Raw genomic sequence first — 15,615 nt, 5'->3', positions numbered from 1 at the left:
GTATGGAAATCCCACCAGAAATTGCAGAACGAATTGCAAAATTAGACTCGAAATACACAAATTCTGGGCAAGACTTAGGCTCGTACCTCGATGGTTTATTACACCAAAGATATCTTACTTATTGGGATTACATTCACTTAGATACCTTACTTAGTTTACAAATACCACGCACGTTTTTTCCTGATGAAGAAATCTTCATCATGTATCATCAAATCACAGAATTATACTTTAAACTTATCATTCATGAGCAAAAGCAAATCATTGATGACAAAGGGCAAACAGCAGAATTTTTTACACAACGAATTCACAGAATAAACAATTACTTCAAAGCTCTAATATCTTCTTTTGAAATCATGATCAATGGTATGGAAAGAGAACAATTTTTAAATTACAGAATGTCTCTGTTGCCTGCAAGTGGTTTTCAATCGGCACAATACCGAATGATTGAATTATATTCCACGCCACTAGAAAACTTAGTGCATCATACAGTGCGTGATCAATTTTCAGTAGAAAATACCTTAGATGATTTATACGAAAATATCTATTGGAAAAAAGGAGCAACAGACAGTAAAACAGGAGAAAAAACACTTACACTCAAGCAATTTGAATACAGATACACGCCACGTTTTATGCGAATTGCCAACGAAGTGAAGCTAAGTACAATATATCACCGCTATTTAGCGTTGCCAGAAAAAGTAAAACAAAACGAAAACTTAATTTCTGCATTAAAAAGCTTAGATCTCAATGCAAATGTCAATTGGCCATTAATGCATATGGGTTCTGCATATCGCTATTTAAGACGTGAAAAAAAGACTATTGAAGCCACTGGAGGAACAAATTGGAGAGAATATTTACCTCCAAGTTTTCAGAAAGTGATCTTTTTTCCTGAAATTTGGAGCGAAAATGAAAAAAATGAATGGGGAAAAGAATGGGTAGACCACATCTTCAATACAGAAAGGAAACAATGAGAATAGGGAAAATATTACTGCTAACATTACTATTAATAGCGTTTAACGCTTGCAAGGAAAGCAAAGAAGAACCAAAAGAAACGGTGCAAATAGAAGCGCCTGCTCCAGATCCAATGGAATTCGGTTTTCACTTAAATGACTATGTAGTTGTAAAAGATACCGTAAGAGATGGTGATACTTTTGGGAAAATTCTTGAAAAAAATCATGTTGGATACGGAACAGTCTTCAATATTGTTGAAAAAACAAAAGACACATTTGATGTTAGTAAAATAGGAAAAGGAAAGCCATATACGTTACTATGTACAAAAGGTGATTCATTACAGCGACCAGAATGTTTTATCTATCAACCCAATAGTATTGACTATGTAGTGATCAAATTCAAGGATTCTATCAATGCATATACAGAAAGTAAACCTGTGAAAATTGTTGAAAAAGAAACCTCAGGTGTTATTACAAGCTCTTTATCTGGTGCTATTGATGAAGCTGGATTAAGTCAAAGATTAGTAGGTGACATGTCAGATATCTACGCGTGGACCATTGATTTCTTTCGTCTGCAAAAAGGTGATCAATACAAGCTTATTTATACTGAAAAATATATAAATGATACCACTTTCGTGGGAATAGACAAAATAAAAGCGGCATACTTCAAACATAATGATGAGCCATTTTATGCTTTTGAATTTGAGACGGATAGCGTGAAGCAAATTATAGATTACTATGATGAAAAAGCAAAAAACTTACGTAGAGCATTCCTAAAAGCACCTTTAATCTTTAAAAATATCCGTATCACATCACGATACAACTTAAGAAGAAGAATAAAACTATACGGTAACCGTATCCGAGCACACAAAGGAACGGACTTTGCTGCGCCACAAGGAACGCCAATTATTTCAACAGCCAATGGAGTTGTGATTGAATCTGCGCGTAGAGGAGGAAACGGAAACTACGTAAAAGTAAAACACAATAGTACCTACACTACACAATACTTACACATGAAAAAGCGTAAAGTAAAAGTAGGCGAATTTGTAAAACAAGGAGACGTTATCGGTTGGGTTGGAATGACAGGAAATACTTCTGGTCCACACGTATGTTATCGTTTCTGGAAAAATGGGCGACAAGTAGATCCATTCAAACAAAAACTACCGGATGCCGATCCAATAGATGCAAAACTCAAAGAATCGTACTTAGAGTTCATCAAACCGTTAAAAACACAAATTGACGGTATAGAAATACAACTTCCACAAGAAGAAGAAATTATAGAACAAGCACCAATAACTGCTATAAACTAAAACTCATGTTAACAAACATAAACCCTACAGAAACTGAAGTTTGGAATAAACTTCAGGAGCATTTCTATGCAACGAAATCGTTTGCGCTAAAAAAATATTTTAACACAGATAAAGAAAGAGCCAATCGTTTCTCTATCAAATGGAAAGATTTCTATGTTGACTATTCTAAAAACAAGATTTCTCAAGAAACCATGGATTTATTGTTAACCTTGGCAGAAGAAGTCAATCTAAAAGAGAACATTCAAAAATATTTTGACGGCGATATCATTAATGAAACGGAAGGAAGAGCTGTGTTGCATACCGCTTTGCGCGAAAAAGAAAGTGCGGCAATTCATGTAGATGGAGAAAACATCATTCCTGAAATATATGAAGTTAAAGAAAAAATAAAGCAATTCTCAGAAGCAATCATTTCTGGAAGTAAAAAAGGGCATACAGGAAAAGCCTTTACTGATATTGTAAACATTGGGATTGGTGGTTCTGATTTAGGTCCGGCAATGGTAACGGAAGCATTAGCGTATTACAAAAATCATTTAAATGTACAATTTGTATCTAATGTTGATGGTGATCATGTGCAAGAAGTAATCAAAAAAGTAAACCCTGAAACAACACTATTTGTCATAGTTTCAAAAACATTTACGACACAAGAAACCTTAACCAATGCAATGACAATTCGTAAATGGTTTCTATCACAAGCACCAGAAGACGCTGTAGCAAAACACTTTGTTGCAGTATCTACAAATCTTGAAAAAATAAGCGAATTCGGAATTGCTTCAGAAAACGTATTTCCTATGTGGAATTGGGTTGGTGGGCGTTTTTCATTATGGAGCGCAGTAGGTTTATCTATAAGTTTGGCTACAGGCTATGATAATTTTGACAAACTATTAGCAGGTGCGTATGATATGGACAAACATTTCAAAACGGCTTCGTTCGATCAAAATATTCCAGTCGTATTAGCTTTACTAAGTATATGGTACAACAATTTCCATGGAGCAGAAAGTGAAGCAATCATTCCATACACACAATACTTACATCGTTTTTCCGCATACTTGCAACAAGGAATTATGGAAAGTAATGGTAAAAGTATAGACAGAAAAGGAAATCGTGTCAGCTACGAAACGGGAACCTTAATTTGGGGAGAACCAGGAACAAACTCACAACATGCTTTTTTTCAGCTAATTCACCAAGGAACCAAGCTAATTCCTGCTGATTTCATAGGATACGTACATTCATTACATGAAAATGAAGATCATCATGAAAAACTAATGGCAAACTTCTTTGCACAAACGGAAGCATTATTAAACGGAAAAACAGAAGAAGAAGTTATTGCTGAACTTACAGCAAAAGGAATGGACGCTTCAGAAATAGAAAAACTACTTCCATACAAAATATTTGAAGGGAACAAACCTACAAATACTATATTAATAGACAAGCTTACGCCAGAAAGCGTAGGAAAACTAATAGCATTATACGAGCATAAGATATTTGTACAAGGTGTTATTTGGAATATTTTTAGTTATGATCAGTGGGGAGTTGAGCTTGGAAAACAACTTGCAACAAAAATTTTAACAGATATTAAGAGTCATGAAATTGTGGAACATGATAGCTCTACTGCGAATCTTTTAAAATTCTTTAAAGAAAAAAGGAAATAAGTGTTAATAATTTAGTTTATATCTTAATTTGCTGCAAAACAATCAAATAAGTTAAAAGTGTAATTTTGAGAAAATGTTAAAACATTTAACATTCGCTTAATATATGCATGCACAATAAATACGATTTTTGCGGCATTAAATAAACTAATAAAACTTATGAAAACAATTTACAATTTGTTTCTAGTAGTAGCGATGTTCTTAGTAACGTCAACTGCTTTTTCTCAAGGAACAATTACAGGTACAGTAGTAGACTCTGATTTAGGTCCATTACCAGGTGCAAGTGTAATTGTAAAGGGGACAAAAAATGGAACATCAACCGACTTTGATGGGAAATTTACTTTAAATGTAAAAAATGCTACAGGTACAATAGAAGTATCTTATGTAGGATTTGGAACGAAAACTGTTACATTCAACGTAACAGGAGGAAAAAAGGATTTAGGAACTATTACGTTAGTTTCAGACAATTCATTGGACGAGGTAGTAATTGTTGGTGTAGTTGACATCGCTAAAGAGCGTGAAACTCCTGTTGCAGTATCTACTATCAAAGCTGAAGAAATTGTTGAAAGATTAGGAAACCAAGAACTTCCTGAATTATTAAACGCTACACCATCTGTGTACGCTACAAAATCTGGAGGTGGTTTTGGAGATTCAAGAATTAATGTTCGTGGATTTGATCAAGTAAACACTGCTGTATTAGTAAATGGTGTTCCAGTAAACGATATGGAAAATGGTCGTGTATTCTGGAGTAACTGGACTGGTTTAGCTGATGTTGCTTCTGCAATTCAAATGCAAAGAGGTTTAGGTTCTTCTAAATTAGCAATCTCTTCTGTTGGAGGTACGTTAAACATTGTTACTAAAACTACTGAAAGAAATGAAGGTGGATTTGTAGGGTCTACATTAGGTAACGATAACTACCTTAAAACAATTGCTTCATATTCTACAGGAAGAATGGACAACGGATTTGCTTTCTCTGCATTATTAAGTAGAACTGCTGGAGACGGATATGTTACAGGAACAGCTTTTGAAGGATACAACTATTTCTTAGGATTTGGATGGACTGACGAAAACAGAAAGCATGATCTTCAATTTACAGTAACAGGTGCACCACAGGTTCACAACCAAAGAACAACAAGTTTCTTTAATGCTGCAACAATTGATCAATACTTACAATACGGAACAAAATATAACTTCAACCATGGTACATTAAATGGTGAAGAATTTAACTGGAGAAGAAACTTCTATCACAAACCAGTAATCTCTTTAAACTGGGATTGGAACATTACAGATGACACAAAATTATCTACTGTAGGATATGCTTCTTTCGGACGTGGTGGAGGAACTGGAGACATCGGAAGATTACCAGGATTTAACTTCGCTTCTAGTGATATCTTTAGAAATCAATCAAACGGTGAAGTATTATGGGATAAAATTGTTGACTATAACAGTGGACAAGCAACAACATTCTCTGATGGAAACGTTTACCAAAGAACAGACCAAGAAAATGGTTTATTCATTAACGATAGTAGAGATAATGGTATCTCTAGAAGAGCTTCTATCAACTCACACAACTGGTTTGGTTTATTAGCAAACTTAAACACAAAAATCAACGAAAACTTAACATTAGACGTTGGATTTGATGCAAGAACTTACAAAGGATTCCACTACAGAAGATTAGATAACTTATTAGGTGCTGATGCATACAGAGATAATGATGATGTAAACAATCCTAACAGAGTATTAACAAACACTTACTCTTCTAACTTTGGATCAATCGTTAATGTATTTAAAGATATTGATGATGAAGATAAAATTGACTACTACAACATCGGGTATGTACGCTGGTTAGGAGTATTCAGTCAGTTAGAGTATAAGAAAGATGATATCTCTGCATTTGTACAAGTATCTGGATCTAACCAAGGATTTAGTAGAGAAGACTTTTTTGCTCGTACTGTAGCTGAAGGACAACGTTCTGATTGGAAAAACATCGTTGGAGGAACTATAAAAGGAGGATTAAACTATAACATTGACGAAAACCACAACGTATTCGGTAATGCAGGTTACTACTCTAAACAACCTTTATTTGATTCAGTATTCTTAAACTTTGGAAACGATATCAACGAAGATGTTGTAAATGAAAAAGTATTTGGAGTTGAATTAGGATACGGATTCAAGTCTGAAAAGTTAAATGTAAATGTTAACTTATACAGAACTTCTTGGAAAGACAGATTCTTAAGAATCTCTAGTAGATTTGATGTAAACAATACACCTGGAGATACTTCTGATGATGAGCAAGGGAACACTAACTTACAAGGAATTGAGCAAATTCACATGGGAGTTGAATTAGAAACTACATACCGTCCAATAGACATCTTAACATTAAGAGGAATGTTATCTGTTGGAGATTGGGAATATGGAGGAGACGTTTCTGGTCCTGCATTTGATGATAACCAAAATGTTATTGGGCAAAATAACTTATTCTTAGACGGAGTAAAAGTTGGAAACGCTGCACAAACTACAATGCGTTTAGCTGCTACAGTTGAGCCAGTAGAGCGTTTAAAATTTGACCTTTCTTGGTTCAGAGCTGATAATTTATATGCAGATATCAACGCAGAAGACTTTGACGAAGCTGATCACCAAGGTTCATTACAATTACCTGCTTACAGTTTATTTGATGGAGGTATTTCTTATAAAATGTTAGTTGGAAAAGAAAAAAGTAACTCAATCAACTTAAGATTGAACATCAACAACTTATTCAACGAAACATACTTAGCAGAATCTCAAACAAACATCTTTGCTGACGCAGGAGATGCTACATACCAAGGAATCGACACAAGAAACAAAGCTTTCTTCGGATTCGGAAGAACTTGGAACTTTAGTGTACGTTACAACTTCTAAGAAGCATAAAATACACGAATACATAAATTAAAAACCCTGTCAATTGACAGGGTTTTTTGTTTCATAAAAATAAGTACCTTTGTGTATCAACTAAAAATAAACATATGTACAGTACTGTAAAAATGCTGCATTCTTATTGGGCATACTTTGTGCTTTTAATACTAATTGTAGCCGTAGCCAATGCAATAATAGGTTTTGCTTCTGGTAAGAAATTTGTTTCCAAAGATTTACGCATTTCACTATTTGCGCTCATCTTTACACATCTCCAACTATTAATAGGATTAATTCTCTATTTTGCTTCACCATTTGGTATGGACATGATTTCCAATCGTGGAATGGGAGGCATGAGTTCTGCAGAACGCTTACTCGCTTTAGAACATCCATTTGTGGGAATCTTAGCAATAATTTTAATCACAATAGGCTGGTCTAAACATAAAAAACAAGAAACAGATAAAGGCGCTTTTGGAAAAATTGCGCTCTTCTACGGATTAGGATTACTACTTGTACTTTCAAGATTACCTTGGAGTCAGTGGTTAGGGCTCTAATCAATACACTTACAAAACACAAAAATCCTTGTCACTACGACAAGGATTTTTTTTATCTCAATTCTATCAGCGAAGCGGTCTAACATTTTTTGAAGTTATTTCCTGCTTTCCGCTATATCTTTTTTTGCTATATAGCAAAGCAAAAAAAGGATGTCACTACAATCAGGACTAAAAAAAGTATTGAGTAGTGATAGAGTTCGTATTAAGATATCTTATAAAATAAGACAATTTGGAATGTTTCAAGCAATAAAAAATCCTTATCAATTACGATAAGGATTTATATATATATGTGTTTTGTCATTCCTGCACAATCACTGAGTTTGTCGAAGTGAAGTCAGGAATCTATTCAAGTTGAAGTAGGCTTCACACTTTTCAAATTGATAAACAAAACAAATCTAATATCTCAATTCTAATAGTGAAGTGGTCTAAAATCTACTTCACTTCCTTAATCAAATGAACATACACCGGGAAATGGTCACTATAACCACCTGTATAGCTTCCGCTAGAAAAACTTCTGAAAGGATATCCTTTATAGCGTCCACGCTTATTTGATAAATACGTTTTGTTATAAATTCCAGCTTTATAATAGCGATACTCTGAATAGTCTTTCTTTAACAATGGTGCTGTAAACACAATCTGATCAAACAAATTCCAACCATCTCTATATGCTAACGTTCCATTTCCACTTTTTGCCATTGCTTCCATTGGATTGAACAAATCCTTTCCTTTAACATTTTCACGCTTATCTTTTGTTTTCAGTACTTCTTTCATACTTGCGTTAAAAGGATCGTCATTTAAATCACCCATTGTAAAAATCTTAGCATGCTTGTCAACATTTTGTAATGAATCAATAATACGTTTGTTTAACTCAGCAGCTTTAACACGCTTTGGCCTACTTCTAGCTTCTCCTCCGCTACGCGATGGCCAGTGATTTACAATAATATGTATTTCTTCACCATCTAATACTCCAGAAACCAATAACTGATCTCTTGTATATACTCTCTTATCTCCATTATATATATATAAAGGATGTTTTGAAAAGCTATGTGGTTGAAAAATATCTTGTTTGTAAATAAGTCCTACATCAATTCCACGTTTATCAGGAGAATCAAAATGTATAATTCCGTAATCAGAATCTTTTAATTTTGGATGATTTATCAAATCTTCTAAAACTTTCTTATTTTCAATTTCGGCAACACCCAAAATAGCAGGAGTGGTTTTAGAAACGTCGTATCCAATATCAGAAATAACTCTGGCCAATTTAGCGATCTTATCTTCATAAACCTTGGCACGATTTCCTTGCATTTCCATTATTGGACTTTTCTCGTCATCTTTCAGTGGGTCATTAATCGTATCAAACAAATTTTCCACATTGTAAAAGGCAATAGTTTGTACTTTAAACTGCTTCTTTTTCTGTGCCCAAACTTGGTTAAACGCCAGTAAAACAGTTAGTATGACTAGGGATTTTAAATTTTTCATTCAGTCAATGTTATGTTATCTTAAATTATCTATGCAAAAGATAGACCAAAAGTAGTTATTAATTATAAATAATGTACATTTGCCCGTCGTTATTAAAGATTTTTTAAACTTAAATAATAATTAATTGCAAATTACAGTATGAAAAAATTTATTTTTTTATTTGGATTGCTATCGGTTTGGTTTGTCAGTGGACAAAACACAATTACAGGTAAAGTAGTTGATGCCAACACAGATGACGCAATTCAAAATGTTTTGGTTTCAGTTGCCGGTAACAATAAAACAGAAGTTGTTACAGATGCATCTGGAGTCTTCAAGCTAACAAATGTTACTGCTGGTGAAGTGGATGTCGTATTCACAAAAGATGGATATTCTATTTTGAGAATGCCAGTAACAGTTGCTAATGGTCAAATAGTTGATCTTGGTACAATTTTGTTAAAAAGATTCGTTCAGGAAGATGTTACCCTAATATCTTTAACTGATGACGAATTAAATGATGATTCAACAGCAGCAGACAACATCTCAGGATTATTACAATCTTCCAGAGATATCTACTTAAGAACTGCAGCTTTTGAATTTGGAGCTACCTTCTTTAGAGTTAGAGGATTAGATTCAGAGAACGGAACAGTACTTATTAATGGTATTGAAATGAACAAACAGTTCAACGGAAGACCACAATGGAGTAACTGGGGAGGATTGAATGATGTAGTAAGAAATCAAGAACTTACAAACGGACTAAGTGCTTCAGATTATACATTTGGAGGAATCTTAGGAACAACAAATATCAATACAAGAGCTTCTCAATACAGAGAAGGCGGTAGAGTAACATACTCTTCATCTGATAGAAGTTATACCAACAGAATTATGGCATCATATTCTTCTGGTTTACTTGAAAGTGGATGGGCGTATACGATTTCTGCAGGAAGAAGATGGGGAGATGAAGGTTTTAACGACGGTACTTTCTACGACGCAAATTCTTTATTAATTTCGGTTGAAAAGGTATTAAATGATAAGCATAGCATTAACTTTACTGGAATTTATGCGCCAAACAGAAGAGGACAATCTTCTGCTAACACGCAAGAAGTATTCGATCTAAAAGGAATTAGATACAACGATTTCTGGGGATACCAAGATGGAGAAAAACGTAACTCACGTGTACGTAGAGTAGTGGAACCTATCTTAATGTTAAACCATAACTGGGATATTTCTGAAAAAACAAGGTTAAATACAAATATTGCCTACCAATTTGGAGAGCAAGGAAGAAGTCGTTTAGACTTTGGAGGAACTGATTTAGATGCGAGCGGATTTCCAATTGGAAGCGGTTTAAATCCAAGTCCAACGTATTACCAAAAATTACCAAGTTACTTCGCTAGAAACTTTCCAGAAGATCCAGCATTAGAATTTGGAGCACAACAAGCATTTATAGAAGACGGACAAATTGACTGGGCAGCATTATACAGAGCAAATCAAAATAACTTAGTTGCTGGTGGAAATGCAGTAAACATTTTATACGAAGATAGAAGTGATGACAAGCAGTTAACGGCAAATACAATTTTCAACACTTCTATTAATGATAATATCACATTAAATGCTGGTGCAACATTTACATCATTAAAGTCAGAAAACTTTGCAGAAGTATTAGACTTACTAGGAGGAAGAGGGTTTTTAGATGTTGATGGTTTTGCAAGTGAATTTGTTACAGATCCTAACGGAGTACAAAACGATGTGAGAAACCCTAACAGAGTAGTAACAGAAGGAGATCGTTTCCGTTACAACTTTGAAATTCAATCAAACACAATTGGTGGATTTGCACAAGCACAATTCAAATACAAAAAAGTTGACTTTTTTGTAGCTGCTAGTGTAAAAAATACAACATACCAACGTAATGGTATATACCAAAATGGTGGTTTTGCTAATAATTCTTTCGGAGAAGGTGAAAAGTTATCATTCACTGGTATAGGAGCAAAAGCTGGATTTACATACAAATTAACAGGACGTCACGTATTTGACTTCAATGGTGGATACATTACAAAAGCACCATCAATTCGTAATACATACGCCAACTCAAGAGAAAACCATAATATTGTACCAAACATTACGGAAGAAAAAATTACGTCGTTTGATGCTAGTTATATTTTCAGATCTCCAATTGTAAAAGCACGTTTAACAGGGTATTATACTAAAATACAAGATGCTAACGAAATCTCTTTCTATTATGCAGATGGAATTTTTGCGAGTGTTGACGGTGAGACAGTAAACACAAATACTAATGGACAGGCTTTTATTCAAGAAATTTTACAAGGTGTTGACAAAAGACATATTGGTGGAGAATTGGGAATTGAAGCGCAAGTAACATCTACGATCAAGTTAAAAGGTGTAGCTTCTTTAGGGCAATATACCTACGATAACAATCCTGATTTATATATATCTTCTGAAAACTTCGGAGGGGTTAATCTTGGAGCAGGTGAAGGTGTTCTTCCTTTAGGAGAAACAAATTTAGAAAATTATAGAGTTGCTGGTGGACCGCAAAGAGCATTTTCAGCAGGGTTTGAATACAGAGATCCTGATTACTGGTGGTTTGGAGCTACAACAAATTTCTTCTCTAATGCTTACATTGATGTAAGTCCATTACAAAGAAGTAGTAATTTCTATACTGATTTTTCTGATGGTCAAGTTTTTAATGATTACGATCCAGAATTGGCACGTGAATTATTAAGACAAGAACAATTTGATGATTACATGCTTGTAAATCTTGTTGGTGGAAAATCTTGGAAATTAGGAGACTACTATGTTGGTTTCTTCGCAAGTATCAACAACGTATTTGATAAAGAATACAAAACTGGAGGATTTGAGCAAGGAAGAAATGCTAACTTCAGAGAATTAAGAGACGATTCGGCATTAGAAACACGTGTATTTGGTAACAGATACTGGTACGGTAGAGGAAGAACGTATTTCTTAAACCTATATTTTAGATTTTAACAAAACATAAATTAAAGATTGCGTAACTTTAAGTTGTGCACAAAACAATATAAATTCAAACAAATGAAAGCAAATAAAATTTTTAGTTTAATAGCTATCTTAGGAACTATGGGATTAGTTATTACTTCTTGTGTTCAAGACGATGAATTTGCAATTCCAAACGGAACAACTACAGTTGACCCAGGATTAACAGCAACTGCTACGTTTAATAATATGGTATCAAGATACCTGCAAGCTGTGGCAAGTGGAGATGAAATTGCTGAAATTGCACTTGATGAGGAAGAAATTATTCTTGAAGGATATGTAGTTTCTAGTGACAAAGCTGGGAACTTCTTTGAAGAATTAGTAATCCAAAACAAAACAGATGGTTCTTCATCTGACGCAGATCCAAGATTAGGATTCCGTGTGGATATCAACCAATCAGCTTTATTTAATACCTACGAATTTGGTAGAAAAGTATACATTAAAATGAACGGTTTAGCCATCGGAATTGAAAATGGAGTATATGCTATTGGAAAACCAAATGGAAATGACATTGATCAAATTCAACCATTTGAATTAAATGATTTCGTAGTTCGTGGAACTGAAGTAGCTCAAATGACACCAAAAGTAACAACAATTGGAGAATTAGAAGAAGCTGACGAAAATACATTAATCCAGTTAGAAGAAGTACAATTCAGTAGAAATGACATAGGAAAAACATATGCTGGTGAGTCTTCTGATAGCTTTGACGGATTCAGAAGTCTTGAAGAGTGTGTTCAAGGAGGAATTATCTCTTTACAAACAAGTACGTTTGCTGATTTTAAATCGTTACCACTTGATGAAAATAAAGGAACGATTCAAGGAATTTTCACTAGAGATTTTGGAGATGATGCAAATGTATTGGTAATTAACAGCTTAGCTGATGTTAACTTTACAGACACTGTACGTTGCGATCCTGATGTATTAGATTGTATGGGAGCAGTTTCTACAGCAACAACAATTTTTGAAGAAGATTTCCAAACAATCACTAACGAAGCTCAATTAGATGCTTTAGGATGGACAAACGTAAATGTTTCAGGAGGTTCTGAGCGTTTTGAAGACAGTTCATTTAGTGGAGACAGATACATGAAGATTTCTGCTTTCGGAACAGGAGAAAGTCCATTAGAAGCTTGGTTAGTAACGCCAGCAATCAACTTAGACGGAACTACGCAAGAAGAATTATCTTTTGAAATTTCGGCTAACTTCGAAACAGGAACAGTTTTAGAAGCATTTATCACTGAGAACTATACAGGTGACCCAACAACAACTGAGTGGACATTAATGGACGCTAACATTCCAGTTGGTGGAGGTGGATTTGGTAGTTTTGTATCATCAAACCTTAATATCTCTTGTTTAAATGGAGATGTACACGTTGCATTTAAATATTTAGGTGCTGACGGTGGAGCTGAAACACGTTACCACGTTGACGATATTAAAGTAACAGGAATGTAAGATTCCGAAAACTATATCATATAAAAAAAGAGCGCTAGGAATAGTGCTCTTTTTTTATTTTAGATTATTAGTGGACGGTTTGTTTGTCACTTTGAGCAGTAATTGAAATCCACAAAAAACGAACGAATAGCATTTTTACCCAAGATTTAATACCAATCTACCTAGCCTCAAACCCATCTGCGTCCGTTTGCCATAAGGCAAAAGAAATAATATCAGCAAGTTCATTGCGCTTGCTTTTTCCTGTACGATCAAATCCATGCCCTTCTGTAAAGTTTACAGCTAATAACACTGGATTATCTGTTGTTGTAGCTGCTTGTACACGTGCTGCAAACTTTGCAGGTTGCCAAGCTGCCACTCTAGAATCTCGTAGTCCAGCAGTTAATAACATTGCAGGATATGCAGTTTCTTTTTGTACGTGTTGGTATGCGTCCATTTCTAACAAGGCCTTAAATTCAGTAGCTTTTTTTACCGTTCCAAACTCCTTTACATTATTTTGCCCATTTGGCGCAATTTCTGAACGTAACGTATTCAATAAACCAACACGTATCACTACAGCAGCATACAAATCTGGTCGTTCAGTAACAGCGCGTCCAATATTAATTCCACCAGCACTTCCGCCCCAAACAGCAAATCGTTCGGGAGATGTATATTTTTCTGCAATCAAATATTCGGTACAGGCAATAAAATCTTTCCAAGTATTGGCTTTCGTATCTTTATAACCAGCTTTGTGCCAAACGGCACCTTTTTCACCACCGCCACGCACATGTGCTACTGCGTATACGCCGCCTTCACCTAGCCAATACAACAGATACGGATATAATTTTGGGGCATTTATCCAGTTGTATGAGCCATATCCATTCAATAACATACGATTTTTTCCATCTTTTTTCATGCCTTTTTTGTAAATGATAGATAAAGGAACCTTTGTTCCATCGTGAGAAGTGATTTCAATCTCTTCTATGACAATATCTTTTAATTCTTTATAATCTATCACAGGAGTTAGATTTTCTTCCTTAAAAGTGCTTATTTGATGATTGTATCGATATCTGTTTCTGTGTGTAACCCAACTTTCCGTTTCAATCCATAAATCAGCATAATTTGGGCTAATAGACGAAAGACGAATGTTTCCAGCAGCTTGTGGTAATGAAATCTGCTTTGTGATTTTATTTTTAACTTGATATAAGCTCGAAAGTACACCGTTTTTTGTTTTGGTATAAAACAATCCTTGATTGGTAATTGTAAAATCGTTGAGTGTTTGTGTAGAATCTTCTGATACAATAGTTGTTGGATTGTCAAAATTTAGCTCTTGTAAGTTGGTTTTGCAAATACGAAAGTTGGAAGCATGTTGTGCTGTTAAAAAATATACATCATCTCCTACAGGAATAAACTTTTCTACTTTGTGTTTTTTCTTAAAGAAAGGAATCCAATGTACATTTTCTTTGTCTAAATCGTCAATATGAGCATAGTAATAGTCTTTAAACCCAATACCACCAACACGACCGAATATGTATTTTTGATCTTGACTAAAGATGTGAATCATAGGAAAATCCGCAGCTTGTAACCCTAGTTGCGGATGTGATTCTTTTGAAAATAATGTCTTTATATTTTTCGGATTACTTCCTAAACGATACAAAACAGCAGATGTATTTAAAATATAATCGGGAGATTTGGTATCAATCACAGGAATATGTGTGTATATAAACCCTGAATCATTTGGAAGCCAGTTGATTCCACCTAACTCAGACGGCCAACAATGGTCAATAATTTCGTTGTGAAGTTGTTGTGTTTCAAGATCTAAAATGGCAATTTCTGAAATTTCTTCATCATTCTTTGTAAAACTGATGGCGATTTTTTTACCATTCCAACTCGACTGAAAATAATTGATAATATAGTTATGATTTGTATTTGGTTTGTAATTTTTAGAATTGAAAATTTCTACTTCTTTTCCCGTTATTCCGGCTTTAAAGCATAAAATATTAGCTAAATGATCAGGAGATGTTTTTAAGTAATAATACGCATCTGGAGCAATGGTTTTTAAGTCATAAATCGTTTCTGAACGCAATTTGTCATTGGCTTCTATCTTTTGAAGCAACTTTGCACGACCAGAAATTTTTTGAAGTACAGTATTTGTATACTCGTTCTGTTTTGCTAACCAATTGAGTACAGTTGTGTCAGAAAGATTTTCCATATACTGATATGGATCTGTAATTTTTTTAGAGAAATAAGTATTTGTGATGGTTTGCTCAGGTGCTAATGGAGGCTTTTGTGTATTTGGGTCAACACATTGTAAACATAAAATGCTAGTAAAAAGAAGAAGAAACTTGAGTTTCATGAAATAGTA

At 34.4% G+C, this 15,615-nt stretch carries 9 protein-coding genes; 7 read left to right on the top strand and 2 right to left on the bottom strand.

Annotated features, from left to right (window positions below; translation table 11 throughout):
* Nucleotides 1-2: 2 nt before the first annotated feature.
* From Q0828_RS02595 to Q0828_RS02575, 5 genes are all read left to right on the top strand, one after another.
* Nucleotides 3-968, top strand: a complete 966-nt coding sequence (locus Q0828_RS02595) for a tryptophan 2,3-dioxygenase family protein (protein ID WP_298417415.1) — start codon at nucleotides 3-5, stop codon at nucleotides 966-968.
* Nucleotides 917-2,257 carry a peptidoglycan DD-metalloendopeptidase family protein gene (locus Q0828_RS02590; RefSeq protein ID WP_366523559.1) on the top strand — a complete coding sequence of 447 codons (1,341 nt, stop codon included), beginning with the start codon at nucleotides 917-919 and terminating at the stop codon, nucleotides 2,255-2,257. Before Q0828_RS02595 ends, Q0828_RS02590 begins: the two co-directional genes overlap by 52 nt.
* Nucleotides 2,258-2,262: 5 nt before the next feature.
* Nucleotides 2,263-3,906 (top strand): glucose-6-phosphate isomerase, encoded by a 1,644-nt coding sequence (pgi, locus tag Q0828_RS02585; RefSeq protein ID WP_298417413.1) that lies wholly within the window; start codon nucleotides 2,263-2,265, stop codon nucleotides 3,904-3,906.
* Nucleotides 3,907-4,062: 156 nt separating this feature from the next.
* Nucleotides 4,063-6,801 carry a carboxypeptidase-like regulatory domain-containing protein gene (locus tag Q0828_RS02580; RefSeq protein ID WP_298417411.1) on the top strand — a complete coding sequence of 913 codons (2,739 nt, stop codon included), beginning with the start codon at nucleotides 4,063-4,065 and terminating at the stop codon, nucleotides 6,799-6,801.
* A gap of 104 nt (nucleotides 6,802-6,905) precedes the next feature.
* Nucleotides 6,906-7,346 carry a hypothetical protein gene (locus Q0828_RS02575; protein ID WP_298417410.1) on the top strand — a complete coding sequence of 147 codons (441 nt, stop codon included), beginning with the start codon at nucleotides 6,906-6,908 and terminating at the stop codon, nucleotides 7,344-7,346.
* A gap of 432 nt (nucleotides 7,347-7,778) precedes the next feature.
* Here Q0828_RS02575 and Q0828_RS02570 read toward each other — a convergent pair whose 3' ends face one another.
* A complete protein-coding gene (locus Q0828_RS02570) occupies nucleotides 7,779-8,825 on the bottom strand; it encodes an endonuclease/exonuclease/phosphatase family protein (protein ID WP_298417409.1) in 1,047 nt (348 codons plus the stop codon).
* 138 nt (nucleotides 8,826-8,963) lie between these two features.
* Here Q0828_RS02570 and Q0828_RS02565 point away from each other — a divergent pair, with 138 nt between their 5' ends.
* Nucleotides 8,964-11,801, top strand: coding sequence for a carboxypeptidase regulatory-like domain-containing protein (locus Q0828_RS02565; protein ID WP_298417407.1), 2,838 nt, complete (start codon nucleotides 8,964-8,966; stop codon nucleotides 11,799-11,801).
* Nucleotides 11,802-11,864: 63 nt separating this feature from the next.
* Nucleotides 11,865-13,274, top strand: coding sequence for a DUF5689 domain-containing protein (locus Q0828_RS02560; protein ID WP_298417405.1), 1,410 nt, complete (start codon nucleotides 11,865-11,867; stop codon nucleotides 13,272-13,274).
* A gap of 157 nt (nucleotides 13,275-13,431) precedes the next feature.
* On the opposite strand, the gene Q0828_RS02555 is transcribed toward Q0828_RS02560, so the two are convergent.
* Nucleotides 13,432-15,606, bottom strand: a complete 2,175-nt coding sequence (locus Q0828_RS02555; RefSeq protein ID WP_298417404.1) for a prolyl oligopeptidase family serine peptidase — start codon at nucleotides 15,604-15,606, stop codon at nucleotides 13,432-13,434.
* Nucleotides 15,607-15,615 lie beyond the last annotated feature (9 nt).

This window comes from uncultured Kordia sp. (genome assembly GCF_947496985.1).
Taxonomy (GTDB): domain Bacteria; phylum Bacteroidota; class Bacteroidia; order Flavobacteriales; family Flavobacteriaceae; genus Kordia.
This window is presented reverse-complemented; position numbering and strand designations above follow the sequence as displayed.

Excerpts from the sequence above, each read along its gene's own strand:
- Q0828_RS02595 (WP_298417415.1), top strand. The coding sequence starts at position 3 with ATGGAAATCCCACCAGAAATTGCAGAACGAATTGCAAAATTAGACTCG.
- Q0828_RS02590 (WP_366523559.1), top strand. The coding sequence starts at position 917 with ATGGGGAAAAGAATGGGTAGACCACATCTTCAATACAGAAAGGAAACA.
- pgi (WP_298417413.1), top strand. The coding sequence starts at position 2,263 with ATGTTAACAAACATAAACCCTACAGAAACTGAAGTTTGGAATAAACTT.
- Q0828_RS02580 (WP_298417411.1), top strand. The coding sequence starts at position 4,063 with ATGAAAACAATTTACAATTTGTTTCTAGTAGTAGCGATGTTCTTAGTA.
- Q0828_RS02575 (WP_298417410.1), top strand. The coding sequence starts at position 6,906 with ATGTACAGTACTGTAAAAATGCTGCATTCTTATTGGGCATACTTTGTG.
- Q0828_RS02570 (WP_298417409.1), bottom strand. The coding sequence starts at position 8,825 with ATGAAAAATTTAAAATCCCTAGTCATACTAACTGTTTTACTGGCGTTT.
- Q0828_RS02565 (WP_298417407.1), top strand. The coding sequence starts at position 8,964 with ATGAAAAAATTTATTTTTTTATTTGGATTGCTATCGGTTTGGTTTGTC.
- Q0828_RS02560 (WP_298417405.1), top strand. The coding sequence starts at position 11,865 with ATGAAAGCAAATAAAATTTTTAGTTTAATAGCTATCTTAGGAACTATG.
- Q0828_RS02555 (WP_298417404.1), bottom strand. The coding sequence starts at position 15,606 with ATGAAACTCAAGTTTCTTCTTCTTTTTACTAGCATTTTATGTTTACAA.